Source organism: Dyadobacter sp. UC 10, from assembly GCF_008369915.1.
In the GTDB taxonomy this organism is placed as follows: Bacteria; Bacteroidota; Bacteroidia; order Cytophagales; family Spirosomataceae; genus Dyadobacter.
Map to the genome: position 1 here is coordinate 5,051,821 of NZ_VSRN01000001.1, position 26,328 is coordinate 5,078,148.

At 45.0% G+C, this 26,328-nt stretch carries 26 protein-coding genes and 2 tRNA genes; 7 read left to right on the top strand and 21 right to left on the bottom strand.

Going from position 1 to position 26,328, the window contains the following annotated elements:
- Positions 1–36 precede the first annotated feature (36 nt).
- The gene (locus FXO21_RS20875; RefSeq protein WP_149641901.1) at positions 37–1,386 is read left to right on the top strand and encodes a PhoPQ-activated pathogenicity-related family protein; all 1,350 of its coding nucleotides are present in this window, start codon (positions 37–39) and stop codon (positions 1,384–1,386) included.
- Positions 1,387–1,474: 88 nt separating this feature from the next.
- Here FXO21_RS20875 and FXO21_RS20880 read toward each other — a convergent pair whose 3' ends face one another.
- From FXO21_RS20880 to FXO21_RS20890, 3 genes are all read right to left on the bottom strand, one after another.
- The gene (locus tag FXO21_RS20880; RefSeq protein WP_149641902.1) at positions 1,475–1,918 is read right to left on the bottom strand and encodes a GNAT family N-acetyltransferase; all 444 of its coding nucleotides are present in this window, start codon (positions 1,916–1,918) and stop codon (positions 1,475–1,477) included.
- 192 nt (positions 1,919–2,110) lie between these two features.
- Positions 2,111–3,112 carry an alpha/beta fold hydrolase gene (locus FXO21_RS20885; RefSeq protein ID WP_149641903.1) on the bottom strand — a complete coding sequence of 334 codons (1,002 nt, stop codon included), beginning with the start codon at positions 3,110–3,112 and terminating at the stop codon, positions 2,111–2,113.
- Complete coding sequence (locus FXO21_RS20890) at positions 3,109–3,669, bottom strand: hypothetical protein (RefSeq protein ID WP_149641904.1); 561 nt, start codon at positions 3,667–3,669, stop codon at positions 3,109–3,111. The genes FXO21_RS20885 and FXO21_RS20890 overlap by 4 nt, the downstream gene beginning before the upstream one ends.
- A gap of 384 nt (positions 3,670–4,053) precedes the next feature.
- On the opposite strand from FXO21_RS20890, the gene FXO21_RS20895 reads away from it, so the two are divergent.
- Both FXO21_RS20895 and FXO21_RS20900 read left to right on the top strand, forming a co-directional pair.
- Entirely contained in the window at positions 4,054–4,860 is an 807-nt protein-coding gene (locus FXO21_RS20895; protein ID WP_149641905.1) for an AraC family transcriptional regulator, read from the top strand.
- 82 nt (positions 4,861–4,942) lie between these two features.
- The gene (locus FXO21_RS20900) at positions 4,943–5,884 is read left to right on the top strand and encodes a nitrilase family protein (RefSeq protein ID WP_149641906.1); all 942 of its coding nucleotides are present in this window, start codon (positions 4,943–4,945) and stop codon (positions 5,882–5,884) included.
- Positions 5,885–5,901: 17 nt separating this feature from the next.
- Here FXO21_RS20900 and trpF read toward each other — a convergent pair whose 3' ends face one another.
- Positions 5,902–6,036 carry a phosphoribosylanthranilate isomerase gene (gene trpF / locus FXO21_RS29150; RefSeq protein WP_310586921.1) on the bottom strand — a complete coding sequence of 45 codons (135 nt, stop codon included), beginning with the start codon at positions 6,034–6,036 and terminating at the stop codon, positions 5,902–5,904.
- A 192-nt stretch (positions 6,037–6,228) separates the two neighbouring features.
- Between trpF and FXO21_RS20910 the strand changes: the two genes are divergently transcribed.
- Positions 6,229–6,621, top strand: a complete 393-nt coding sequence (locus FXO21_RS20910; RefSeq protein WP_149641907.1) for a plasmid mobilization protein — start codon at positions 6,229–6,231, stop codon at positions 6,619–6,621.
- A gap of 90 nt (positions 6,622–6,711) precedes the next feature.
- Here the strand turns inward: FXO21_RS20910 and FXO21_RS29240 are convergent, their stop codons facing one another.
- The 6 genes from FXO21_RS29240 to FXO21_RS20935 all read right to left on the bottom strand — a co-directional run bounded on the left by FXO21_RS29240 (position 6,712) and on the right by FXO21_RS20935 (position 11,071).
- The gene (locus FXO21_RS29240; RefSeq protein WP_192579285.1) at positions 6,712–6,924 is read right to left on the bottom strand and encodes an SEC-C metal-binding domain-containing protein; all 213 of its coding nucleotides are present in this window, start codon (positions 6,922–6,924) and stop codon (positions 6,712–6,714) included.
- A 28-nt stretch (positions 6,925–6,952) separates the two neighbouring features.
- Positions 6,953–7,783 (bottom strand): hypothetical protein, encoded by an 831-nt coding sequence (locus tag FXO21_RS28835; protein WP_192579286.1) that lies wholly within the window; start codon positions 7,781–7,783, stop codon positions 6,953–6,955.
- Between the two features lie 169 nt (positions 7,784–7,952).
- On the bottom strand, positions 7,953–8,729 hold the full coding sequence (locus tag FXO21_RS20920; protein WP_149638781.1) for an IS5 family transposase: 777 nt from the start codon (positions 8,727–8,729) through the stop codon (positions 7,953–7,955).
- On the bottom strand, positions 8,726–9,184 hold the full coding sequence (locus FXO21_RS20925) for a hypothetical protein (RefSeq protein ID WP_149641908.1): 459 nt from the start codon (positions 9,182–9,184) through the stop codon (positions 8,726–8,728). The genes FXO21_RS20920 and FXO21_RS20925 overlap by 4 nt, the downstream gene beginning before the upstream one ends.
- 12 nt (positions 9,185–9,196) lie before the next feature.
- Positions 9,197–10,573, bottom strand: coding sequence for a hypothetical protein (locus FXO21_RS20930; protein WP_149641909.1), 1,377 nt, complete (start codon positions 10,571–10,573; stop codon positions 9,197–9,199).
- Positions 10,574–10,645: 72 nt separating this feature from the next.
- Positions 10,646–11,071 carry a helix-turn-helix domain-containing protein gene (locus FXO21_RS20935; RefSeq protein ID WP_149641910.1) on the bottom strand — a complete coding sequence of 142 codons (426 nt, stop codon included), beginning with the start codon at positions 11,069–11,071 and terminating at the stop codon, positions 10,646–10,648.
- A 185-nt stretch (positions 11,072–11,256) separates the two neighbouring features.
- Here FXO21_RS20935 and FXO21_RS20940 point away from each other — a divergent pair, with 185 nt between their 5' ends.
- From FXO21_RS20940 to FXO21_RS20950, 3 genes are all read left to right on the top strand, one after another.
- Positions 11,257–11,505: a hypothetical protein gene (locus tag FXO21_RS20940; RefSeq protein ID WP_149641911.1), complete on the top strand. Its 249-nt coding sequence runs from the start codon at positions 11,257–11,259 to the stop codon at positions 11,503–11,505.
- A gap of 395 nt (positions 11,506–11,900) precedes the next feature.
- Positions 11,901–12,119 carry a hypothetical protein gene (locus FXO21_RS20945; RefSeq protein WP_310586922.1) on the top strand — a complete coding sequence of 73 codons (219 nt, stop codon included), beginning with the start codon at positions 11,901–11,903 and terminating at the stop codon, positions 12,117–12,119.
- Between the two features lie 28 nt (positions 12,120–12,147).
- Complete coding sequence (locus FXO21_RS20950; protein ID WP_149641912.1) at positions 12,148–13,038, top strand: alkaline phosphatase; 891 nt, start codon at positions 12,148–12,150, stop codon at positions 13,036–13,038.
- 425 nt (positions 13,039–13,463) lie between these two features.
- Here the strand turns inward: FXO21_RS20950 and FXO21_RS20955 are convergent, their stop codons facing one another.
- The 11 genes from FXO21_RS20955 to gltB all read right to left on the bottom strand — a co-directional run bounded on the left by FXO21_RS20955 (position 13,464) and on the right by gltB (position 26,081).
- Positions 13,464–14,105 carry a phage integrase SAM-like domain and Arm DNA-binding domain-containing protein gene (locus FXO21_RS20955; RefSeq protein ID WP_149641913.1) on the bottom strand — a complete coding sequence of 214 codons (642 nt, stop codon included), beginning with the start codon at positions 14,103–14,105 and terminating at the stop codon, positions 13,464–13,466.
- Between the two features lie 230 nt (positions 14,106–14,335).
- Positions 14,336–15,319 (bottom strand): ISAon1 family transposase, encoded by a 984-nt coding sequence (locus FXO21_RS20960; protein WP_225865555.1) that lies wholly within the window; start codon positions 15,317–15,319, stop codon positions 14,336–14,338.
- Positions 15,303–15,662, bottom strand: a complete 360-nt coding sequence (locus FXO21_RS20965) for an ISAon1 family transposase N-terminal region protein (RefSeq protein ID WP_149638820.1) — start codon at positions 15,660–15,662, stop codon at positions 15,303–15,305. The genes FXO21_RS20960 and FXO21_RS20965 overlap by 17 nt, the downstream gene beginning before the upstream one ends.
- A gap of 205 nt (positions 15,663–15,867) precedes the next feature.
- A tRNA-Ser gene (locus FXO21_RS20970) sits at positions 15,868–15,954 on the bottom strand.
- A gap of 28 nt (positions 15,955–15,982) precedes the next feature.
- Positions 15,983–16,083: transfer RNA gene (locus FXO21_RS20975), tRNA-Ser, on the bottom strand.
- Between the two features lie 63 nt (positions 16,084–16,146).
- Complete coding sequence (locus tag FXO21_RS20980) at positions 16,147–17,220, bottom strand: asparaginase (RefSeq protein ID WP_149641914.1); 1,074 nt, start codon at positions 17,218–17,220, stop codon at positions 16,147–16,149.
- A 2-nt stretch (positions 17,221–17,222) separates the two neighbouring features.
- A complete protein-coding gene (locus tag FXO21_RS20985; protein ID WP_149641915.1) occupies positions 17,223–17,987 on the bottom strand; it encodes a TatD family hydrolase in 765 nt (254 codons plus the stop codon).
- 178 nt (positions 17,988–18,165) lie between these two features.
- A complete protein-coding gene (locus FXO21_RS20990; protein WP_192579288.1) occupies positions 18,166–19,170 on the bottom strand; it encodes a glycosyltransferase in 1,005 nt (334 codons plus the stop codon).
- Positions 19,171–19,178: 8 nt separating this feature from the next.
- Positions 19,179–19,802 carry a polysaccharide deacetylase family protein gene (locus tag FXO21_RS20995; RefSeq protein ID WP_149641917.1) on the bottom strand — a complete coding sequence of 208 codons (624 nt, stop codon included), beginning with the start codon at positions 19,800–19,802 and terminating at the stop codon, positions 19,179–19,181.
- 126 nt (positions 19,803–19,928) lie between these two features.
- Positions 19,929–21,437 (bottom strand): glutamate synthase subunit beta, encoded by a 1,509-nt coding sequence (locus FXO21_RS21000; protein WP_149641918.1) that lies wholly within the window; start codon positions 21,435–21,437, stop codon positions 19,929–19,931.
- Between the two features lie 60 nt (positions 21,438–21,497).
- A complete protein-coding gene (gene gltB, locus FXO21_RS21005) occupies positions 21,498–26,081 on the bottom strand; it encodes a glutamate synthase large subunit (RefSeq protein WP_149641919.1) in 4,584 nt (1,527 codons plus the stop codon).
- Positions 26,082–26,328 lie beyond the last annotated feature (247 nt).

The window sequence follows — 26,328 nt, forward strand, 5'->3', positions numbered from 1 at the left end:
TAAATGTTAAACATCAATATTGAACCAATGATTAGAATGAAAAAAAGTATTGCAATTGTCCTGCTGTGTGTGCAAGCAGCAATTCTTACCGCGAAGGCTCAAACTCGGATCACTCCTGAAACCGCTCTTGAAAGCTATCTCAATAATGGAGATAAGTCCTTAAAGTGGGAGCTGAAAGACCAATACACAAAGAATGATCAAACCATTTACAACATATTACTTACCTCTCAGAAATGGCGTGAGTTCACCTGGACACATCAGCTCACAGTGATTGTTCCGAAAGAAAACAAGCACGATGGCGCGTTGCTTTTTATTACAGGAGGTTCCAATAAAAATGAGCTTCCCAACTGGGACAGCAAAAAGGACGATAAACTCATTGAATCACTTGCTGGCGTTGCTGCCGCTAACAATTCTATGGTGGTGCAATTGAAGCAGACCCCCAATCAGCCGTTTTTTGATGATCTTACAGAAGATGCCTTGATATCGTATACGCTCCATAATTTCAAAAAAGACAAAGACTATACCTGGCCGCTGTTGTTCCCTATGGTGAAAAGTGCAGTGAGGGCGATGGACGTGGTCCAGGAGTTTTCAAAACAGAAACTCGACCATGAGGTTAAAAAATTTGTGGTTTCAGGGGCCTCCAAACGGGGCTGGACTACCTGGCTTACCGGTGCGAGTGACAAGCGTGTTGCAGCGATAGCCCCTATGGTAATCGACATTTTGAATATGCCGGTCAGCCTGGACTACCAGGTCGAATCCTGGGGTGATTACAGTGTGCAGATTGAAGATTACGTAAAACTGGGTATTCCGCAATCTACCGGAACCGAGGATGGCAAAGCGATTACGACGATGATCGACCCGTACTCCTACCGCGCAAAACTGACAATGCCGAAATTGATTTTTATGGGAACGAATGATGAGTATTGGGTAACCGATAATATTAAAAACTACCTTAAAAACATTCCTGGCATTAATAGTCTTCATTACGTACCCAATGCAGGGCATGATCTTGGTGGGGGCAAGCAGGCTATGGAGGCATTGAGTGCATTTTATGGCGCTGCATTAAACAAAACACCTTTTACCGTTTGTGAATGGAAACAGTCTGTGAGTGAAAAGAATATCAAGCTCGATATCACGGCAACGTCGGATGCGCTTATAGACGTGATTTTATGGTCGGCCAACTCACCGGACCAGGACCTGAGAAACGACACCTGGACAGGCAGAAGTCTTGGAATTAAAAATAAATCCAGCATACAGGTCACCGAACCTCTTCCTAAAACCGGGTTCAAGGCCATTTATGTTGATTTGAAATATAAAAACAAAGCAGGAGCCATCTACACCGAAAGTACCCGGGTGTTTCTCGCTAACGAGGATACTGTTTTGTGAGGTCAGATACCACTGCGAACATCTCCGAACAGGCGTCCCAGATCCAAGTGCCTTTGTGCTTTTTTAGTCATTTGAAATCAATCAATAATTAGTCGCCTGCGTCTAAATGCAGTATGGGAAAAGGCTTTCCACTGGGATCCAGTGGAGAGCGACCAACTACCTGAAAGCCCATTTTTAGATAAAACTGAAAAGCTCCCTGATTATCTTCATTGACATCAACCTTTGAGGCCCGGAGCTCTTTCATCGCAAACCGGCAGAGTGCCTGGCCAATGCCTTTTCCAAAATCAGATGGTTGCACAAAAAGCATTTCGATCTTACCTGCCACGGTCCCTATAAACCCGGCAAGTATGCCGGATTCGTGATGAATCCCGTATAGATCAAGCATAGGTAAGTAGTTGCTGAAAATCAATGGTTTGTAAAATTGTATGTCAGCCTCGGAAAGAAAATGATGGCTGGCCCGAACTGATGCCTCCCAAACGGAAGTCACTTCGGTAAAATCATTTTCGGAAAGTGGTATAATCTGTAATTGCATGTGAATAAAATAGGTAATTATCTGAACATAAGAAACTGGTATGGGCTTGCCGCATTAAATCCGACAGTTATTTATGAGGATTTGTGATGTATAAGCGGCGCAAGCTCAGTTTCATCTTCATGACCAGCTCATTCCACCCGATAATCCGGTCGTTTTCATCGGTTCCTTCTTTGTTTACCATTCTAAAATCCGTTACTTCCCGACAAATGCCCGCACCGCATTAACAAACGCTGTCGTTTCAGTAATAAACGGTTCATGCCAGGATTGGTCAAATGTGACCTGGGTTACCTGCGTATTTTTCAGTAATTCCTTACTCTCCAACCCGATTTCAAATGGCACAATACCGTCTTTTACACCCCAGAATAGGCCGACCGGAATTCTCACATTTTGTAACAGCTTTCCCTTTTCAAATGTCCGGCTTTCAATATCGCCATAGTATCCGTAGGCTTTGCTATGGGTGAATTGCGCGAGCGCAGTGTTAGGCGAACCAAATGCGTAATGAATAACATATTTCTTGTCCGAATACAACGAAACCGGGTTGCCGTCCAGCTTGTGCATCCAGCGGTAAATGCCTTCCCAGTCCACAGTTCCCGTATTTTGCGGCGTCACCGGATTGGCTGTCAGAAAACCTTCGGCTTCCTTGTTGCCTTTTTCTTTGGCCTGTTTCAATGCCCACTCACGCACCTGATAAATCCAGCGGTAGTAGGAAAACATGCCATTGACCATCATCGCCCCGGCAACCTGCTGCTGGTTATTGCCCGTTGTCAAATATTGCCATGCCAGCTCCACGCCGAAGCTATGTGCAAGTAAATAGACCTGTGCATTCGGATATTGTTTTTTCAATAACTTGACAATCAGTTCTATATCTTCTCCAAACTGCGCATATCGCAAAGTTGCAGGATCGACTTTGCCCGAAGATGCGCCCGCTACGCGCTGGTCCCAATAAGCCATCATGACGTCTTCTTCCAGTCCTTTCAGATAATAGCGGTAACACATCGCGCAGTCGCCCGGGCCGCCTTGTACGAAGAGTACGATTTTATTGGGCTGACTGTTTCCTTTGATCCAAATCGGCATATCAGCGCCCTTGTGGCGCAGGAAAAGCGTGGCGTCTTCATGCGGCAGCGCATCCTTTTCTTTGCAGCTGATCAGGCCGACAATCGAGCATATCATGAATAGCTTTGTAAATAGTCTCATCGTTTTTTTAGTGGAATTAAAGTACCGGCTTCAAGTGCGAAGCGCATCAGATTGGAAGTATTGTAGGGCCGCTGCTGCATGACATTCAGTCTTACATACCAGGCTAGCGGGAGGTTTTTGCGGATTGATAAATCGTGGCCGACACCCAATGATAACGTAGGCAAAAATGCATTTCCGCCCGCAAAACGAAGCCGGTTAAAATCGCCATCGGCGGTAGCTTCAAAAGTTTTACCTTCCAGAAAATAGCGGAAGTATGCCGGAGAAAGCGCAAATTCAAAGAGCGCGCCTCTTTTTCCGATCCGTCGAAAACCGATTTCCGGCGAGACGATCACACCGATGTGATTTTGAGGATGTCTGTATCCGGCAATGCCGAGCGAACCGTAGAGCATCCGTTTTGCATTGCCGGCAGAGACGGACGTTCCGATTGGCATTTCATAAGCGCCGCGAAGGCCATAATGCGTGACCGTTTCGCCAAAGTATGCGAGGCGCAGCGATTGGGCAGTGAGGGCATTGGGGGCTGCAAGTACAAGCGCGAGCCAGAAAAAATTGTATTTCATAGTTTTAATTAATTATGCGGATAATGATTTGCCCGTCGGGTGACCGCCTTCCATTTGCTCATGCGCAGAAGCGGGCGCTTCCGTTGGGTAAAACTTTTTGACATACGGAGTCGTAATATGCAGTCTTCAACCAGCTTAGTATCAGCCTGGCCACTGTCCTGGCTCAGATCCGCTACCTTAGACCCTTTTACAATATTTTGTTTATGAGTAACATTGCATTTGAAAATGCAGCAGGGCAATTCTCAGTTGCAATTGCGTTTGCAATGGTACAAAGGTGGCGGAAGGGCAGAGGCATAAGAATGATAAGCTATTCCAAATGCACGGATAGGACGATGAATTGTATGTATTGACTTCCGAATTGATGAACCGAGACGAACTGACACCATGCAACTTCCTCCAACACCGGCGCTGGCACATCTGATCAAACATTTCCTGATCATTGACATCGACAACCTGCCCAACCGAAGCCTGAGGATGTTTTCAGATGGCAACACCGGGATTGTTTTTAATTACAAAGATCCTATTCTTTTCCGGCCACATGACAAGCCCGCTGCCTTGCTTCCATCCAGCTTTTTATATGGGCCATTTCATCATTTTCAGGATCTGACGGCCACCGGTCGGATCGGGGTGTTGGTTGCGGTTTTTCATCCTTTTGCCATTACTCCCACGGTGAAAATACCGGCTAATGATCTGATCGATCAGGTTGTGGATCTGGACGCAATCTATCACCAGCAGGGCCGGGACATTTTGGAACAGATAAGTTATGCTTCCGATAGCTTTGCCAAGATTGCGGTTGTAGAAGATTTCTTTCTGAAAAGGCTGTCTGATCTCAAGCCGCCAAGCAGCGACGCTTTTCATGCAGTGCGGTTGATTCAGGAGCATAACGGCAATGTGCCGGTCAATGCGCTTTTGTCGTCTCTCCAAATAAGTGAACGGAAGCTGGAGCGTGTTTTTCAGGATAATGTAGGATATTCTCCCAAACGGTTTGCGGGCATAACCAGGGTTCAGTATTTCCTCAAACTGCTTCGCCGAGACCGGCCTGCAAACTACACGGGCCTGGTATACGATGCCGGTTTTTACGATCAGGCACATTTGATCAGGACTATGAAAAGCATTTCCGGAATAACGCCCGGCGAATATTTAGACCAGCCCAACTTGCTCGCCGCTAACTTTCTGGAAATTTCCCTGTGATCTCCGGCGTTTGTCGGATTTGTACAATCCGGGGAATTTGAATGCGCGTAGCTTTGGGCCATTCATAAAAATTCAAAAAACCATGGAAAATCTGAAAGTTGCCACTGCACAATTTGAAAACCGCAGCGGGGACAAAACCTACAACCTTGGAATGATCAATGCGCTTTCCGGCCAGGCTGCAAAGGAAGGTGCCAAAGTCATCGCTTTTCACGAATGCTCGGTGACGGGTTATACTTTTGCGCGAAATTTGTCAAGAGAGCAGCTGCTGGAAATTTCGGAACTGATCCCCGAAGGACCCAGTATCCACAAACTGACTGAGATTTCCCGCGCAAACAACATTACAATCCTGGCAGGTTTATTTGAAAAAGATGCTGATGACAATATGTACAAAGCCTATGTGTGCGTCAATGAGGACGGACTCGTGGCCAAATTCAGAAAACTCCATCCTTTCATCAACCCGCACCTGACGCCGGGGAACGAATATGTGGTTTTTGACTTGTTTGGATGGAAATGCGGGATGTTGATCTGTTATGATAACAATATCATTGAAAATGTACGAGCGACGAAATTGCTCGGCGCTGACATCATTTTTATGCCGCACGTAACCATGTGTACGCCATCATCGCGGCCGGGCGCTGGTTTCGTTGACCCGGCATTGTGGTTTAACAGAGAAACAGATCCAACTACATTGCGACACGAATTCGATGGTCTCAAAGGACGAAGCTGGCTCTTGAAATGGCTGTCCGCCCGCGCCTATGACAATGCGGTTTATTCGGTCTTTTCGAACCCGATCGGTATGGACGACGATCAGCTCAAAAACGGCTGTTCAATGATCCTGGATCCGTTTGGTGATATTATTGCCGAATGCCGCAAGCTGGACAATGACATCGCAATCGCCACCCTGACGCCGGAAAAGCTCACAGCAGCCGGAGGTACCAGATACATCAACGCGCGCAAACCGGCCTTGTACAGGGACATCATCGGTCAGCCGCATGTTTCAGAGCAAAAGGTGGTTTGGTTATGAAATGTATTGAACCCTTTTCAGCTCTCAATTGCTTTAAAAAGATCTTTCAGCTTTTGCGCATCTAGCTTTCTGTCAGTCCGAACGCCGCTACAAAAGTCAAGGCCGAAAGGTTTGACTGTCTTAATGGCCTGGTTTACATTGTCTTTGTTCAACCCGCCAGCCAGAAGTAGCGGAATTCGGATCGATTACCGAATTTGTCTGCTGATTTCCCAATTATGTGTCCGCCCCGTTCCTTGATGGATAGATTCGGGTTTCCGGATAAACAGGTAATTTGCACAAATATTCTGGAATTGTATCAAATTCATAAGCCGTCATGAGCGGCCTGCTCACATATCAATCGTGTGATGAAGAAAGACAACAACAATCGAATCAAGATGCTGAATGTTCGCTTAACGCCTGAGGAGTTTCAGCAGCTTCTTCGGAAAGTACAAAGAACAACTTGCCGGAGGACAAGCGAATACGCAAGGAAAGTTTTGCTTTCTGAACCTGTTACAGTCAATCACCGGAACCAGTCATTTGACGAGGTGATGGTTGAACTTACGCGCCTTCGCCACGATCTGAGTACGGCGGGGAATAACCTCAATCAAGCCGTCAAACGGCTACATGCGCTATCTCAAATTGCTGACTTCCGCAGCTGGTTGGAAACCTACGAGGGTGATAAAAATCGCTTGATTGAGCAAGTAAATGAGATCAATATTTACATCAGCAAAGCCTCGAAAATATGGTTGCAATCATAAAGACGGGAGCGTCGATCCGCAGCACTTTTTACTATAATGAGAACAAGTTGAAAGAGGGTGTTGCGGAATGTATTATGGCAGGAAACTACCCTAAGACTTACTCCTTCCGTGGCATTTCTTGTATTTCAACCCGCTCCCGCAATTACAAATTTGATTTCTTTTGGTTGGCTTTAAGTCCAATTGTTCATTTCGTCGTAATAATCTTGCGTAATAATGCTCATCAATTGTCCCACCAAAATCCTGGCTTATCGTTAAAATTGATTCCGGTTGGAGTAACTCTCCGTTAAGAAAATATCCAAACACTACCAATTCCGTTTCGGCAATAAGTCGCCTAAAATTGCCCAGCCCGAAATAGAAGGTAATTTCGAAACATAGTCGCGGTCGGTATTGTTTCGACCAGTACTTGTAAATCAAAAATATCGATACAAAGCACTGGCTTGTTACATTTTTCATAAAGTAATTGATGAGTCGCAAAAGACAATGAGGGAAATCCATCCAGCACTAAGCACACAACTAAAACCATTCTAACTTTCTCAAAATGGCCGTTTATTGATGTCCGAGATTCATCAATAAATGTGTAATTTGTATAATCCTTGATACATTTTTCCGCCTCAACCCCTTGCAAATAGGCGCTTTCAATAGCTAATGCAAAATCATTATGGATTTTATCTAGATTTCCCTCTCTTGATAAGTTAGTTATTCTCTTAGTCTTAACTTGAAAGACGATTGCAGTATTATCTACCAGCAGGAGTATATCAATATCTGATTGCGTATGTGTCTTGTTTCGTTGGATTTTTACCCGCTTGAAAATATTTTTATCTCCAAACTTTTTTGATAGTATATTGTATCCAATATCTTCTGCAACAATCCCCCTATTTGTAAGACTAATATTCTTGTATGATTTGTCTTCTATCATCCAATAGTAAGGTGTGTTATAGAAACTTTCCGCCAAGAAATAAGGCATTGGAATAAAATAGGAGTCATCCTCCAACCTAATTATCGGTTTTATTTGATATTCGTTAATATCTCCTACTTTATTAAAGTCTGTGTTTATGTTGAGCCCAACTTTACAAGTAAATTCTTTCGTGATGTTAGAATATTCATCATTTTGATTTTCAAGTTCATTTTTCTGAAATATGAATATCGATGTTAGTTCTGTCAAATCTATAAATTCCTTCGTGCGTTTTCGTCCTTTATAGTTTTGTATTCTAAGATTGATTAATGCTCTAACCCTTTTAAAATATGCTTCTAACGAGGCTATCGAAAATTTCTTATTTTCTTTTATCCAACTTTTGTCTAGACTAAATTTTTGTTTAGAGGGTGTTTGGGAATTAAGTTTTACTAATCGGCTTTATTCGTTGTAACATCAACTGAATATTGGCCAGAAAGAGCCAAGAAACAGAAGATGATACGGTATATTCATAATCTTTCACGATTCTACGAAAGAAATTAGTCCATGCGAATGTCCTTTCGACGACCCATCTTTTAGCGACTGGTATAAATCCACTTGCAGATTCTGGCTTTGAAGCTTTCTCAAAATCGATACCATTTTTCCTGATTTCATCCGCGAAAACGCCGTTATATGCTTGGTCTCCGTAAATCTTTATTAGACGTTCATCTTGGCAGATAAGGTCAGCCATGAAAGCAAGGGATGCGGGACCGTCGCCCTGATTTGCGGCATGAATATGTGCAAACCAGATCCGACCTTCGCTGTCAACTAGCACCTGCCTTTTACGTCCGTTTACTTTTTTATTGGCATCCGTGCCACGTAATTCACAAATCATAGGGGACAACTTAACGCTCTGGCTGTCAATACAAAGAATCGACGGATTTTTATCCCTATGAGCATTTATCCGGTCCATCTGGTTAACTGCCCGATTTATTTGCTCAATTACATTTTGCTTTTTCCACTGGCTGAAATACCAATATACTGCTTGCCAATGAGGAAAACAGGAAGGCAAATTTCGCCATTGGCAGCCTGTACGAAGTATGTAGAGAAGTGCATCCATCACCTCCCTCAAATTCAGTTTTCTCTTTCTTTTTAGATTCAAAAATGGTGATATTGCCGCCCATTGGAGATCGGTCAGTCTAGTAAACTGTTTAATCAATGCTTTAATGTTTCGTCACTGCAAAGATGGTACGATCTCCATTCCTTGCAATTCCCAAACACCTTCTTAAGAAGTTCAATATATTGAAAATCATATGCGACGGTGGAAGCATAGAAAATTGCCTCTCGAAATGCCAAGCCGTTAACAGGCAGGAATACATTTTCCTTTGAAAATTCATCAAGTATCGATTTGTGAACATTCTGCAATAGAAGTGTAACCCTCTCCATGGTATCGAAAGGATTTTCTTCATTATCAAGCTTCTTGTTGTAGTTTTTAAGCCAAAGACCTATTACTAATGCAATCTCATTGTAGTTAAGGTCAGACTCCTTGCGTTCTTCTGAAAGTTTCCTTAAAGGCCCAATAAAATCTCTTATTATCAGTAAAACAATTACATTTATAAAGTCCTTGCTGCCTGACAAATCGCCTAGTTGGTCTAAGTATTCACTTTCAGTCATACCTTTCGACGATTAGCTTGGACTATTGTAGAGTTCTAGGCGTTTACTCAGACCTAACATAAGAACTCCATTAACGAATAGGCAAGCATCAACACTTTTTTCGTCCAACATTAAAAATGGGTTTTTAACGCAATTTTGCGAATCTCGATATTCTGCTTGACAAATTGGAATATCATATAGAAAAGGACAGGTTGATATTTGATTTGTCAGCAACTTTTTTACTATAAGATTTCCAGCCAAAAAATGTTTGAAACTTTCTAGGAGATCAGGATTTTCTGCTGAAAGTCCATGTGCAAAAACGCCATCTGTGTACAATACTATACCGGTACCAAACTCATCAATCTTTTTTTTCCAATAGGTTAAATCAGAAAAATTATCTTCTATACAAAACAGGTTCATTCCTCCCTCAGACTTTAAGATATTCGCTAAGGTATATTCAGTTACGATCCTTGTAAATTCAAACAGATGATTTTCACTTTCATATTTTTTTGAAAGCTTGATTATACTCTCGCAATGTGCAATTGCCTTGTCATTCGCTTTTTTATTCTCGGATTTTTCGCTATGAAGGTTTGTCCATTCCTGCACATAATCTATCAAAGGGCGAATTCGCTGTGCAAGAAGGTCAATATCATGAATCCATTTGATGAATCGAATTATAGAATAGTTCGGTGCTAATCCCGCCAACGAGTATTGCGTCAAGAAGAAAACTCCTCTCCCCACATTTTCAAAACATTTTGAGGCATAAAAGTATTCAAACAAAATCCAGTATTCAGGATTTCGAGCAAGCATATGCTCATTTCTTTTAAATGTTACTAAGTTGCGCGAATGAATTTCGTCATCATTATGATTTAGATAAAGTTGCGTGCCTAAATATGCCATATGCTCACGTATTAGCTTCAAACCGACATCTATCGAGGTCAATCCGTTTGTTATTACAAATTCACCGTCAGTTGGGCCCGATACCGAAATCGCGTCACGCGACTTATCATGTGTAAATGAACGACTAGATCGATTAATTCTTTCTATAACCGACTCTCGAAGTTCTAAACCGCTAATAAGAAGATCGTTATTTATATTTTCTTTATTGAGTGGTAATTTTAGTATTTCTTCGGATTCATTCGATGAAGCTCCAATTTTAAGCAAGGAAACTGCAAGATCGACAAAAATTGGTCCTCCCCAGTTGGTAGCAAAATTTTGCAAAAAATGGATATACTCGTGAATTAGCTTGGCAATGTTTTCTTTTCCCTTTATTGTTAGATTTACTTGCTCATCATCAATCCCAATATCTTGGCTACTACATCCGACATTTATAACCTGTCTTTCCCAATCATAAAACGGTTTACGGATTTCGTCAAGAGACCTAAAATAAAAATAATCGATTGAGTCCATCGGTAGCGCTTAAAAATTAGCCCAAATGAAACAAGTAGTAAAAGACAATTTGTGAAGCAGATTTTGTCAAGGTTATTTGTCTTTCATCATTCGCTCCAACCGCGCCATCATTTCATCCTTCTCCTTCAACATCCGCTCATACAATGCAATTTTTTCTTCATGAAGCTGCATAATTTTCTCAACTGGTTGCGAATTAATGGTGCCGTAAATGAAAGAATTGCCGATCGTACTTTCATTAAATGTATTTGAAATGAAAGTCATAGCCTTCTCCTCATCAAAATTCCGAATCGCCTCAGCCGGAATTTTCAAAATAGCCGAAACCTGCTCCAAAATGTCTGAATCGATCTTCTCTCTCTGTTCCAACAATGAAATTTTTTGCTGGTTCCATTCTTCGCCTAACTCGAACGCAAGGAAATCTTGTTTGATACCGAGCATTTCTCGAAATCTTTTGAGGTTGCGGCCTTCGTGGATCTTTGGATTGGAGGTAGTATGTGTCATACAGAGACGGTTTTTGTTAAAAAGGCAATTTATATAAATCCTTCGGGAAGTTCAGGTATATTTTACAGGTCAGGCAATGTAAGTTACCGGTCGCAGATTGTTGGGCATGTTTTTCCGGAGTATGTGCTTTGCAGAAAATACAAATACAAGGTTTTCTAAATCAATATTTTAACGTTAAAATGAATATGATGCATACTAGCCAAAACAGCGGAACCGAAGACAAACAGTCCGCAAATCTCCACTCCGATGACGCGCAAACAAAAGACGCGCTCTATTACGCTTATGGACTAAAAGTGAAGGATTTACTATCTCAAAGCGATGCAGAAGACTGGATCGAAGATCTTTGGGATATGTACACCGCGCCGCGTCGGCCGGCTTCACACATTTCAGCCAAGAAGCGGGCTATGATCCTCGTGGACACAACAGGTTCGTGAGTTTCAAAGAACTGGTTTTCTTCTTCCGGGATGTGGGCGCGATGACGAAGTAAAATGTTACCAACAATCAATCCAGGCGAAATATCAAAAAGACATTCAAGATCGAAGGTTCTTTGAGGTCACTGCCGTATATCTTGCAGTTGTTCCCTGGGCATCGCTTCCGTTCTTCGCATTTTTCAGAATCCATCAAGTCCCGGAAGCACTTCTTACAAACGTAGGCTTCATTGTCATAACGGTTTTATTTATCCGGCGCTCAATCCGTGACAGTCGACAAGAATACGATCAGTTGTTAAAATTGGCAAGTGCAGATGGCAATGAGTCGTTGTCGAAGCTTGATCTAATTGAGCAAATGATCCGTCAATTGGAAGCAACCGGGATATCACCTTCCCAACGCTTTGAGATCAATCTTGGCACGGTTGGGCTCACAGCGCAGGAATGTGTTCAACAATGTGCATTACTACTGCAACGGTGCCATGAGTGGTTACTGGTGGGGCAAGGGCGACGAGCATTCGGCCGGGCCCTACTATTATCAGGAAACCGCGCCGGGCTACGCAATCCTGAAATTATATGAGGACGGTACGGTCGAAAATCAATATTACGAGCATCATTTTTAGCATTTGTTGAACACTAATTGACACCATCATGAAGCGATTTTTCAGACTACTATTCCTGACCCTTTTCACTACAAGCATTTTGAACACACTCCATGCGCCGGGCAAAATTGAGCACGTGATCCTGATCGGTTCCGATGGATTTGGAGCGTATGCATTCGAAAAAGCCAAAGTTCCTAACCTTTGCAAGCTTATGGAGGAAGGTTCGTGGACGTTAAAAGCGCGAACTGTGATGCCTTCGTCGAGCGCCCCCAACGGGGCTTCCATGGTGATGGGAGCAGGCCTGGAGTTGCATGGATATACCAAATGGGGCAGCCAGTCGCCTGATCTGCCTGCCAAGGTGCTGGATGAATACGGCATGTTCCCGACGGTTTATGCCTTGTTAAGAAAAGAAAAGCCTAACAGCGAAATCGGGGTGATCTATGAATGGGATGGGATCGGTTATTTATTCCCCAAAAAAGCAGTCTACAAAGACCAGAACTGCGACGGCGACATTGCTTTGACAAAGGCGGCGACTTCCTACGTTAAAGAAAAGAGGCCTAATTTCCTTTACGTCCATTTGCATGATGTCGATAGTGTAGGGCATAATGCAGGGCACGACACTCCCGAATATTATGCGGCAATCGAACGGACGGATACGCACATTGGTACTATTAATCAGAGCATTAAAGATGCGGGCATTATGGACAAAACGGTAATCATATTTACCGCGGATCAAGGCGGTATCAACAAAAGCCACGGCGCTATTACCATGCAGGAAATGCAGATTCCATGGATCATTTCTGGTCCGGGCATTCGGAAAGATAATGAAGTAAAGGAAAGTATCATGACTTTTGATACTGCCTCTACCATTGCCGCATTATTTAACTTAAAACAGCCGCAGGTTTGGATCGGCAGGCCGGTTACGGCGGTTTTTAAATAATAAAACTTACCCGTTATTTATTCTTGTAAATGAGTCCATATGTGATGTCGCTTGTATTGACGGCTGCTATTTTGCACGCCGGATGGAATCTACTTTCCAAAAAAACGCAAGGCGGCACTACTTACATCTGGTTTAGGTCGCCAGTAACATTATATATTTTCCGGTCCTGTTCTTCAGTGTAAGTCAGCAGGATAATACAGACTTTTCGCCACCGCTTTTATGGTTTTCATTAAGCAGCGGTACTGCATTTTGGGTATAATGTCTTCTTGCAAACGGGTTATAGAAATGCCGATCTATCCATAGTATATCCACTGGCCAGAGGTGCTGCTCCGATATTTTCTTTCCTTGCAGCCATTCTTTTCTTAAACGAAGAATTGAAATTCCTGCCTACTGCCGGCTTAATGCTGATTATCGCAGGCGCACCATTAATGACTGGGTAGATCCTTATTCGAAATGTTTAGCAGTTCAGCGGAAGTAAGAGCTTCTCTATTAACTTCCTTAAGCGTCATTTTAAATGTGACAAATGGGTCGCGAATCAGCCACCCTTTCTTGACACATATGAACACGATTTTTTTAAAGTTCGTCAGATATTTCATTGCAGTGTTATGACCTAGATGTCTCTCCGTTTTTAGCCAAAACTCGTATTCCGATATAAATTCGTAGTCCAGCTTGTGGATGTCGAATCCTGAGGTTTTATATTTCCATTGGATGAACGCCTTTGTGTGATCGTATGAAGTTCTGTAGCGACCCAGCGTTCCCAGAGCGTAATCGCTCCCCACCATTTTGGCTAACTTGTCATTATGATCTTGGAAAATTTCCAGAATGTCTTTCGATTTGTCGGACACTCCATTAATTCTGTTTCTGAGTTTCTCAGCATTCAATTCAATCATTTGCTTTTGAATGTCATATATCTTGAGCTGCATCGCATCCAAGTAGCTGTTCAGGAGTCGGGCATCTTCACGGGTTCCGTTTTTGCGGCCAGTCACTGAATTCCATTTTTCCGGCTCGCACTCGCGCTTGGTTGAAATTTCAAATCGTTCACCGTGATGCGCAGATAAATCGGCAATGAACCCCTTAGATAGCCGCTACTTTTCTTCAAGTAAAAGAGCGTAGTGAGGTTTCTAGATAGCATAATGATAGTTTTTGAATGAATCTACTATCAATGCCGTCACAAAATCAAGACGTTTGGGTCGTGAACTGGTTGTAAATCAGCTTATTGTTACGGTTTTGGTGAGCACTTATTTTATAGTTTCGAACTGCTCACGGCTCAAGACCAAAACTTGTGGAGCAACTTGGATTAAGCATATAATTGAGTAAGGCGATACAGGAAGAACTCAACGTTTCTTACCCCTCTGAACTGTGCTCTGAACGCTTTGATTTTCGCGTTGAAGGATTCGGCAGATGCGTTAGTGCTGCGGTTATCAAAGTAATTAACGATTGTCTTATAGTGGTTTTCAATCGAGCGGGCTACGGTATTGAATGACTTGAAGCCAGATTGCCGGACCTTTTCATGCCATTTGGCTAATCTGGTCAACCCATATATTTTTTCCGTTGTAGTCGTGAAGATGTTACTGAGCCCTATCGTTAGCTCGTACGCTTTTTTCAAATCGGGGAAGCGTTCAAAAAGAAGCAGGGCGCGTTCTTTTTGGCTGTCTGTCCAGGTATTGGGCTTTTTGTATAGCGCGTACCTGCTTCGAGCCAGTAGCTGTTTAATGGTGTCGCCATTAGATAATATCTCTGGATGATATTCATTCTGAGACATTTTAGCCTGCTCAATAGCATCGCTTTCCTGATCCAGGACTTCCCAGCGATGTTTGATCCGGATATCTTGGAGGGCATCAACTGCGAGTCTTTGAACATGGAAACGGTCAGTCACTCGCACCGCCCGTGGAAAGCATCGCTTGGCAATCAAGGACATACTGCCCGCCATGTCCAGGGTGATTTCTGACACTTTCTTCCGCAGTGGTTCCGGGATTTTGCGAAGTACTTCAATCACTGCTTCTGCCTTAGTTCCAGCCACTATTGCTACAATGCTGCCACGGCCACCTTTGGCAGATTTATTGGTAAGGATTGTATACAATTCGCCGTGCGAAAGACTGGTTTCGTCGATCGATAGATGAGATCCTAGGTTTTCGGGATACAAGAGCCATTTTTTTGCATGACCTCTTTGCTTCCAATCTTTAAATCCACTCTGAAAATCACGATACTGCCGTAGCAAAGCCCTACCATCAACGCCATAGAAACGACCAATGCTCCAAATATCATTAGCCCTCGTATCCACCAATTTCTTTTAAAAAATCCGCGAATTCAATAGTCATTCGCGTGCCTTCTGCTACTTCTGTCCAGTCTCTATGGACAACTTTGCCAGTCTTGGTATTGAGCCACCTACGACGTTTAATATGAAGGAATACCTTGTGGCCCCGAATTGGGAAATCCTGCAGGGTAATGGTGGGGAAATAACCTTTGGAGAGCAAGTCTGCCTTTATTGGATCAGCTTCTGGATAATTTTTCTCTTCCAAATAGACGTGATAACGTTCCTCTGACTTCTCTACATGGGTCAGTAAGTAATTCTCAATTATAAAATCCGGTAAGATTAACTCGATAAGCGGCAGGAAACTCTCCAAAACAAACTGGTTTGATTAAAAACACAAACCTAGATAAATCCTATCCGCTCCACAAGTTTTTGATTTGATCCCTGCTCACCCGATGCTCACCCGATGCTCACCTAGATATTGCGAATATTTGCATATTTTGACTAAATCTGAAAAACAAAAAAGCCTGTAAATGTATGATTTACAGGCTTTTAGTGCTTTTTGTAATTGATACTCGCAGAGAGGAAGAGATTCGAACTCTCGATACAGTTACCCATATACTACCTTTCCAGGGTAGCCCCTTCAACCACTCGGGCACCTCTCTATTTTAAAAACGACTTACGAGCACTTTGCAGAGAGGATGAGATTCGAACCGCGCGGCGGCCGCTCTCGATGCAGTTACCCACATACTACCTTTCCAGGGTAGCTCCTTCAACCACTCGGACACCTCTCTTTTTTGGTGGTTACGGGGTGCAAATATAGCAAAGAGAATCTTTAATCCAAATCCTGGATCGAATCAAATACTCATTTCTCCACGCAATGGTTTGCCAAGCATTTCGACGCAATTTTGATAGTCGCTTTCAATCGCGAAAACGTACATCATTTTCGTTATCGCGGCTTCGGGGGTGATGTCGGAGCCGCTTACTACCCCGGCTTGCTGCAAATATTTGCTCGTCTGATAGTGTCCCTGCGCCACGCGGCCGCCGTCGCATTGCGATACATTGAATATCACGATCTGGTTTTTAATTGCCCTACTGATCGTGCTCAGAAACCAGATGTCGGTCGTGGCATTTCCTGCGCCGAAAGTTTCCAGTACTACGCCGCGCAGATCGGGGATATTCATTACAGCCTGCACAACCTCGGGACTGATGCCGGGAAACATTTTCAGAAATGCGACTTGCGTGTTAAGCGACTTATGTACAACCAGCTCGACGCCTGGTAAAAATGGCTTTATGTAGGGCAGGTTATATTCAATGCGAACCCCGGCAGTGGCCAGTGCCGGATAATTTTCAGAATGAAAGGCATTGAAATCAGAGCTCTCCTTCTTTTTGGAGCGGTTGCCCCGCAATAGGTTCGAATTGAAATAAATGCAAACTTCGCTGATAATCGGGTTACCTTGCTCATTTCTGGCTGCTGCCAGTTCCAGTGCTGTAATCACATTTTCCCTCGCATCCGACCGCGCCACGCCGATGGGCAGCTGCGCGCCGGTGAGTATGACGGGTTTGTTTAGATTTTCCAGCAGATAGCTCAGTGCGGAGGCCGTATATGCCATGGTATCGGTACCATGCAGGATGACGAAACTGTCGAATTGGTCATAGTTCGAGCCAATGATTTCTGCCAGCTCGATCCAGATTGCCGGATTCATATTCGAAGAATCGATCGGTTCGGGCAGTGAAAGGAAGGTGATTGCGAAGTCGAGCCGGCTTATTTCAGGGACTCGCTCAATAATCTGGTCGAAATTGAAGGGAACCAGCTGCCTGCCTTTTGTTTCGTAAACCATTCCCAGCGTACCACCGGTATAGATCACCAGCACGGAACCGGAAGTAGGTTCTGGCGAAATAGGGTTGATATGAATTTTGGAATAGGGCATACTTATTTTTTTCGGAGAAGATTTTGTGCATTTTGACTGGTAACCTCAATCACTTCCTGTTTTGACAGCTGTTTCAAATCTGCGACGCGCTGTGCAACCAGATCAATATAGGCCACTTCGTTCCTTTTACCGCGATAGGGGACAGGGGCTAGGTAAGGCGCGTCGGTTTCCAATACCAAATTTTCAAGATCGACAAAAGGGATCACTTTGTCGAGACCGCCGTTTTTAAACGTTGCCACCCCGCCGATTCCCAGCTTGAAGCCTAGATCTATTGCTTTGTTTGCTTCGTCCAGTGTTCCAGTAAAGCAATGAAATATGCCATTTAATTCTGGATCTCCAAATTTTTCTATGAGGTCGACGGTTTCCCAAAATGCATTCCTGCTGTGAATATCGATCCACAAATGATGTTGGCGGGCGAGTTTGCACTGATACAAAAATGCTTCCTCCTGCTGCGCTTTGAATGTCACATCCCAAAACAAATCCATACCGATTTCGCCGACAGCGATAAAAGGATATTTACCGAGCCATTCCTCCATGATCAGAAGCTCTTTCTCGAAATCCTCCTTCACATAAGTAGGATGAAGGCCGATCATCGGCAGGCATTTCCCGGGATATGCGTTTGCGAGTTGCATCATCGCGTCAATCGTGCCGGAATCACAATTAGGCATCCAGATCTGCTTCACACCCGCCTCCCAGGCGCGCGCCAGCATTTCCTCACGATCCTGAGCAAAATCGTCACTGTATATATGTGCGTGGGTTTCGATCATTGTTTTTTGGCTTTTAGCCATTAGCGGTTAGCCGTTAGCTATTTTATTTAATAAAAAAGTATTTTCCCATCCTCTCAACCCTGGTCGCGAAAACGCACACCTTATATCTAACAGCCAACAGCTAATAGCCAACAGCTAACAGCTAACAGCCAACAGCCAACAGCTAACACTCCCCACCTCAATACTCCCTCCCTTTCCACACCGTCTTGCCGGGTAAATAATAATTAACCAGCATAATCAAGCCTATACTTACCATATAAAACCAAAATAGCAGCGCAGCTTTCCACAGGTCGGGTTGTTTAAGTAATAGGATGGCTGTCAGGGATATAGCGGTTACCAGTAGGTAATACTGAAATATACCGCTGATCGGGTCAACAGGAAACCAGATAGAGAGCAGGAACAGTATAGGCACGATCAGGGAAGATACAAAAAGGCTGAGGCGCGTTACCCAGAAAGATTCCATCACACCGTGCATCCATCTTTTTCGCTGTCTTAACAACTCCGGAAACGTATTTACAGGTTCCGAAATACTGACGACCTCCGGTTTATAAGCCATTTTAAAATCAAAGCCTGCCCGCACGATCGCCATAAAAAGCGCATAATCTTCCACAATGGAAAAGCCAATCTTTTCATAGCCGCCAATCGCGAAATATGCTTCGCGAGAAACCGCCATATTATTGCCCATTCCTGTAATCGGAATTTTAAGATGAGAGAAAAAACGGGTTGCAGTCAACGCAAACAGCCACTCCATGGAAAGCAGATCAGCGAGCAGGTGTGTGTGTTTCTTCATTCTCGTTACACCTACCACTATTCCTGTTTCTGGTTTAAAGTGCGAAAGCATTTGCGATGCCCAGCCGGGTTGTACCTCAATATCAGCATCACAATAGAAAAAGTACTGTCCGCGCGCAACGTGTGCGAGTTGGGCGAGAACATTGGCTTTTCCCTTTAACCCTGAAATCCGGCTGGTGATTTTCATATAACGGAATCCGGGCTTTTCTGCGCAAAATTGCTGTGTTATCCGGGCGGTGTTATCCTCTGAATTGTCGTCTCCGATGATGATTTCAAGCTGCTCTCTGGGGAAATCGAGTAAGTCGAGGGAGCGGAGACACCTTTCAATATTTTGCTCTTCATTGCGTGCAGCTACCAGTATGCTGATTCGAATTGTATTGTCGGGTTTAGACATAGATAGCATTATTGCATCGGTAAGGCCTCAAAAGCATAGCCTTTTTGCGTGAAGTGTTCCAGATATTTCGGAAGTGTGTACTGCATATTTCTGGAAGCTTTAATGCTGTCGTGGAACAAAACAATCGAGCCATTTCTGGAATATTGAATGCTCTTTTTCAAACATTTTTCGGGAGAAATTTTCGAGGAAAAATCTGCACTCAATACATCCCACATAATGATCTGCCTTTTGTTAAGAACTATCCGGGACTGCGTTTTCTTGATCCTCCCGTACGGCGGGCGAAACAATGAAGTCTTCAGGTTCAGCTGCTCATCGCACTTTTCGATATTATCCAGGTAACTGGTGTCCTCCGTTTTCCAGCCGTTCATGTGATTAAATGTATGATTTCCAATCGAATGGCCCCCAGATGTTACCTTTTTAAAAATATCCGGATGTTTACGCACATTGTCTCCAATGCAGAAAAACGTGGCTTTCGCATTGAATTCCCTTAACGTATCGAGCACAAATTCGGTGATATCGGGAATCGGACCGTCGTCGAAAGTGACAAACAGCTTTTTCTCATTGGTCTGGATGCGCCAGGTAAAGCCGGGGAAAAAGGCTCTCAGCCAAAATGGGGAGTGGTGTAAAAACATGAACGGTAAATATATTCCGACTGAATTTCTTGCCAAATATAAAGGCTCAAAAAATAAGAAGCTGCCCGTACTGGGCAGCTTTCTCACCATAAATAATATATAAACGCACCGGAAACGAGACCAGTGTTAAGCGTGCGCAAATATCGGATTGAACATAGACACCGCTTTTGCTTCCAGAAACGACTGTCCCATCAAAAACTCATCCACCGATCTCGCAGCCTCGCGACCCTCGCTGATCGCCCAAACCACGAGCGACTGTCCGCGGCGGCAGTCACCGGCGGCGAACACTTTTTCGTTCGTAGTCGACTGATAACCATTGGTTTTGATATTTCCTCTTTCGTCGAATTCAAGTTCCAGGTCAGTCAGCAAGCCTTCCTGCTGCGGGTGAAGAAACCCGGCCGCCAGAAATGCAAGCTCACAAGGGATATTCCGCTCGCTGCCAGGCACTTCCGCCATTTGCATACGTCCCGTCTCAGGATCTTTCTGCCAATCGAGATCAACGATCTTCAATTCTTTCAGATTCCCGTTTTCGTCGCCGACGAATTCTTTGGTATTGATCGACCAGTGCCTGTCACAGCCTTCCTCATGCGAAGTGGAAGTACGCAGCATCATCGGCCAGTTTGGCCACGGCGTGCTGGAATCCCGGTCCTTCGGCGGAATCGGCATTAATTCGATCTGGGTAACGGACTTCGCACCGTGGCGACCAGACGTCCCAACACAGTCGGAACCAGTATCCCCGCCGCCGATAACGACTACATTTTTATCTTTTGCAATAATCTGTCCATTGATATAAGGAGCGCCGCGGTGGTCGAATTCCGGGTTGATACCGGCTACTCTTTTGTTTTGCTGGCTCAGAAATTCCATTGCAAAGTGAACACCTTTCAAATGACGGCCCTGGATTTTCACGTCTCTCGGTACCGTCGAGCCCATCGTCAGAACGACCGCATCAAATTCATTGGTCAGCTCGTCGGCAGTAATATCTACGCCCACATTTACATTGGTCCTGAACTCCACGCCCTCTTCTTCCATCACAGCTAACCTGCGATCGATCACCGATTTGGCCAGTTTGAAATCAGGTATACCGTAGCGTACCAGGCCACCGATTTTGTCGGCTCTTTCCAGCAATACAACCGTATGTCCAGCCTGGTTAAGCTGATATGCAGCAGCCAATCCTGCCGGTCCTGAACCTACTACCGCCACTTTTTTACCTGTACGGGTTTTAGGTGCTTTTGGTTTAACCAGTCCCAGTTCGAACGCTTTTTCGATAATCGCTTTCTCAATATACTCGATCGCAACCGGCGGCTTATTGATGCCGAGCACGCACGAAGCTTCGCAAGGCGCGGGGCATATCCTGCCGGTGAATTCCGGGAAATTATTGGTTGAAGCAAGAATTTCGTAAGCCAAAGCCCAGTTCTCGTCGTAAACCGCGTCGTTGAATTCCGGGATTATATTTCCAAGAGGGCAACCATTGTGACAAAAAGGAATTCCGCAGTCCATGCAGCGGGCTGCCTGTTGTTTGGAATGAGAGTCAGTAGGTGCCGTTTCGATCTCGCTGTAATCTTTCAAGCGCTCATCCACACTTCTCTTTTTCGGCAATTCCCGTTCAAACTCTAAAAATCCGGTTGGTTTTCCCATTATTAACTTCTTATTAAATCGTTATTCGAATAGATTAACTAACTGATAGAGAATATTTTGCTATTGGTGAACAACATCCACCACGATGTCTTTGTACACCACATTCTTGTCTGCAATCTGTTGTGCCAGCGTGACACCGCGGCCTTCCAGTGCTTTACGGAAATCAGAAGGCATCACTTTCACAAACTGCTTCACAGACTGTTCCCAATTCTGGATCAGCTGGAATGCGATATTGCTGGTGGTATATTGGAAATGCTTGTCAAGATATTCGCGCAAAATGCCCTGATCTTCTTCATTCAAGGTTTCCAGAGATACCATTTCCATATTCACTTTCTCACGGAAATCGCCGGATTTATCCAGTACATAAGCCACACCGCCCGACATACCAGCAGCAAAGTTGCGGCCGGTCGATCCGAGAATGATCGCTAATCCGCCGGTCATATATTCCAGACCGTGGTCGCCTACACCTTCCACAACTACTTTCGCACCGGAGTTACGCACGCAGAAACGCTCGCCCGCAGTTCCGCGGATGTAAGCATCACCCGAAGTAGCGCCGTAGAATGCCACGTTACCAATAATGATATTTTCTTCCGGTTTGAATTTCGAATCGCGGTCCGGGTAAACGATCAGCTCAGCGCCGCAAAGTCCTTTTCCAAAATAGTCATTCGCGTCACCTTCCAGTTCCAGTCGCACACCGTTGGTATTGAATGCACCGAAACTTTGCCCCGCAGTCCCGCGGAATTTGAAGTGAATATTTCCTTTTGGAAGTCCCGCGCCGCCGTGCTTTTTAGAGATTTCGTTGGAAAGCATTGTTCCGAGCGAGCGGTTCAGGTTGTTCACAGGAAACTCTCCGTAAATCTCTTCCTTATTTTCGATCGCAGGCTGCGCCGCTTTGATCAGGTCAATATCCAGAATGCTGTCGATACCGTGATCCTGCTCTTCCTGCTTGAATTGCGCTACGTTCAAATCTCCTTCTTTATAAAGGATCGCGTCGAAATTCAGGTTTTTATATTTCCAATGCTTGATATCATTGCGAAGTTCGAGATACTGCGCCTGTCCAACCATTTCATTTACCGTGCGGAAACCAAGCTGTGCCATGATCTCACGCAATTCCTGCGCCATGAAAGTGAACATATTCACCACATGTTCCGGCTTGCCCGAAAACAATGCGCGCAGCTCCTTATTCTGTGTTGCCACACCTACCGGACAGGTATTGAGGTGACATTTACGCATCATAATACAACCCGCGGCAACCAATGCAGCAGTAGCTACGCCCCATTCTTCGGCCCCCAGCAATGCAGCGATCGCAAGGTCACGACCGGTACGCAATTGCCCGTCAGCCTGAACGGTAACCCTTCCGCGCAGTTTGTTTCTTACCAGAGTCTGGTGCGTTTCAGCCAAACCAAGCTCCCATGGCAGACCTGCATGGCGGATGGAGCTCAATGGAGAAGCTCCTGTGCCACCGTCGTAACCTGAAATCAGAATGTGGTCGGCGTGTGCTTTGGCAACACCTGACGCAACAGTACCAACACCAGCTTCCGAAACCAGCTTCACACTGATACGCGCCTGGCGGTTGGCGTTTTTAAGGTCAAAGATCAGCTGAGCCAGATCTTCGATCGAATAAATATCGTGGTGGGGCGGGGGAGAGATCAAACCTACACCTGGCGTTGAATGCCGCGTACGTCCGATCCAGTCATCGACTTTAAAGCCTGGCAGCTGACCGCCTTCTCCCGGTTTTGCGCCTTGGGCAGTTTTGATCTGCAATTCACCTGCATTGCTCAGATAGTGGCTGGTAACCCCGAAGCGGCCGGAAGCAACCTGTTTGATCTGCGAGTTCATGCTGTCGCCGTTTGGCAAAAGATTGTAGCGCAGCTCATCTTCACCACCTTCACCGGAGTTCGATTTTCCGCCAATGCGGTTCATCGCGATCGCAAGGGTCGTATGCGCTTCCCAGGAGATCGAGCCGAAAGACATGGCCCCGGTCGCGAAACGTTTGAATATGCTTTCTACGGGTTCCACCTGCTCGATCGGAATAGAAGTTCCTTTCTTGAAACGCAGCAAACCACGTAATGTTAATGCTTTATGTGACTGATCATCAATCAGTTTTGAGTATTTTCTGAACTGTTCGTAGCTATTAGTTCGCGTAGATTGTTGCAGCAAATGAACCGACTGAGGGTTGAAAATGTGCGCCTCGCCGCGTTGCTTCCATTGGTACACACCACCTACTTCCAGCCTAGGTTTCTGCTCCGGCGTTTCGTGGTAAGCCACTTTGTGACGCACCAATATCTCGCGGGCTATTTCAGAGATACCCATTCCGCTGATGCGGGAGATCGTACCGGTGAAATATTTATCAACCACATCTTTATTCAAACCAACGCATTCAAAGATCTGCGCGCCCTGGTACGATTGCAAGGTGGAGATACCCATTTTAGAGAATATCTTCAAAAGCTCCTTGTTGACCGCCTTGATATAGTTGTAATGCAGTTTTTCATCTGTAAACTCACCATCGATCATGCTTTTCTTGTTCATATAGGAAAGCGTCTCGAAAGCCATGTACGGACAAACACCCGCTGCGCCGTAGCCGATCAAGGTGGCTACATGGTGCGTTTCCCAAACATCCCCGGCCTCAACCAAAAGTCCTACCCTGCCTCTCAATCCTTCACGGATCAAATGATGGTGGATCGTTGCAGTAGCGAGCAGCGAAGGAATAGGTGCGTGATCGGAGTCGATTGCGCGGTCGGAAAGGATCAATATCTCGAAGCCGTCTTCAATTGCATCTACTGCGTAGCGGCAGATGCGGTCCAGAGCCCTTTCCAAAGCTTTTCCACCTTCGTCCGCGCGGAAATACGTGTTAATCGTCTTCGCCTGGAACCCGTCTTTATCCACAAAACGCAGTTTATCAAATTCCTGCACCGAAAGGATCGGGTGCGGTAATGCGATTTGGCGACAGTGTTTCGGGGTTTCGGTTAAAATATTTTCAGTACTTCCTACAAACGAGATTAGTGACATGATCGCCCGCTCACGGATCGAGTCGATCGGTGGGTTGGTAACCTGCGCGAATAGCTGCTTGAAGTAAGTCGACAAATGCTGGCTCTGCTCCGAAAGTACAGCCAGCGGCGAATCGGTACCCATAGAACCGATCGCTTCCAGGCCAGTCTGCGCCATCGGCGCCAGGATCATCCGCAAATCCTCCGAAGTATATCCGAATGCCACCTGACGTTTCAGCAATGCATTTTCGTCATAAGCACGGTAAGTACGGATCGGGTGATCGAGCTGGTCTACGTGCAGTTTATTTTCATCGAGCCATTTCTGATAGGGCTGTGCAGAGCATACGGCAGATTTGATTTCTTCGTCAGGAATAATGCGTCCCTGCTCCATATCTACCACAAACATCCGTCCCGGTTGCAGGCGTCCTTTGGTCACTACGCGTGCCTGGTCCACTTCCAACACGCCGGCTTCTGATGCCATAATAATGGTATCGTCGTCCAAAACCCAATATCTTGACGGGCGAAGTCCATTTCTGTCCAGGGTAGCACCTACCATTTTTCCATCGGTAAATGAAATGGATGCAGGTCCGTCCCAGGGCTCCATGATCGCCGCGTGATATTCATAGAATGCGCGTCTTTCCGGATCCATTTGCTCGTTACCGTCCCAGGCTTCGGGTATGAGCATCATCATTACGTGCGGCAGTGAGCGGCCCGACAAATGCAGCATTTCGATGGCATTGTCCAGGTTGGCGGAGTCAGATTGGTTCCTGTCGCAGATAGGAAGCAGCATATCCATTTCTTCCTTGGTGAACAAGTCCGATTCAAAGGATTTTTCTCCGGCGCGGATCCAGTTCACATTACCTTTTACAGTATTGATCTCACCGTTGTGGGCAATATACCGGAAAGGCTGGGCCAGTTCCCAGGAAGGGAATGTATTGGTTGAAAAACGTGAGTGGACAACTGCAAGTGCAGAAACCACCGATTCGTTTTCCAGATCAGGGAAATAATATTTCAGCTGGGCAGTGGTAAGCTGTCCCTTATATGAGATCGTGCGGCACGAAAGCGACGAATAATAGAAGCTTTTGGCGCCACCTTTTACAGTGTCTTTGATCAGTCGGGTAGAAACCTGACGAAGGATGAAAAGTTTCCTTTCGAATGCAGTATCGTCCGAAATATCGTCCGGGCGCTTAATGAAAACCTGCTCCACGCATGGTTCCACCGAAAGTGAGCCTTCACCCAGCGTATTGTTCAGGGTAGGGACTTTCCGGTAACCCAGCAAATGCAGCCCTAGCTTTTTGATCTTGCGGTTCAGGATATCGCGGCATTCTTCGCGGATAGTCTCGTTGCCCGGGAAGAAGATCATGCCCACGCCATATTCGCCGGCAGGAGGGAGGTGAAAACCAAGTTTTACGGATTCCTCAACAAAGAATTCATGTGGTATTTGAATAAGGATTCCAGCGCCGTCGCCCGTATTTGGGTCAAATCCGGTAGCGCCCCTATGTTCCATTCTTTCTAACATGTGAATAGCGTCGGCCACAATTTGATGTGACTTTCGGCCTTTGATGTTAGCCCGGAAACCGATCCCACAGGCATCATGCTCAAATTCCGGACGGTAAAGTCCCTGATTTTCTACCATTGATTCAGACATTTGCGACATTTATCGAAGATTGTAGCGTAATTACCAAATTCGTAATTAGAATTTGTTTAAATAACCGATTTAAAAAAAGTGCTAAACCGCTTTTGTAGTATGAATAGGGTAAAGCCACGCAAGATAACCATAAAAAATATTTGGCTTATTACCCGAATGGCAAAATTTTATACTAGTCCTGGTTATTTGATTATTTAGTTACAGTTTTTATAAAAATATTGATAGAAACGTAATTACAAGGCAGTAACGTTGGCAA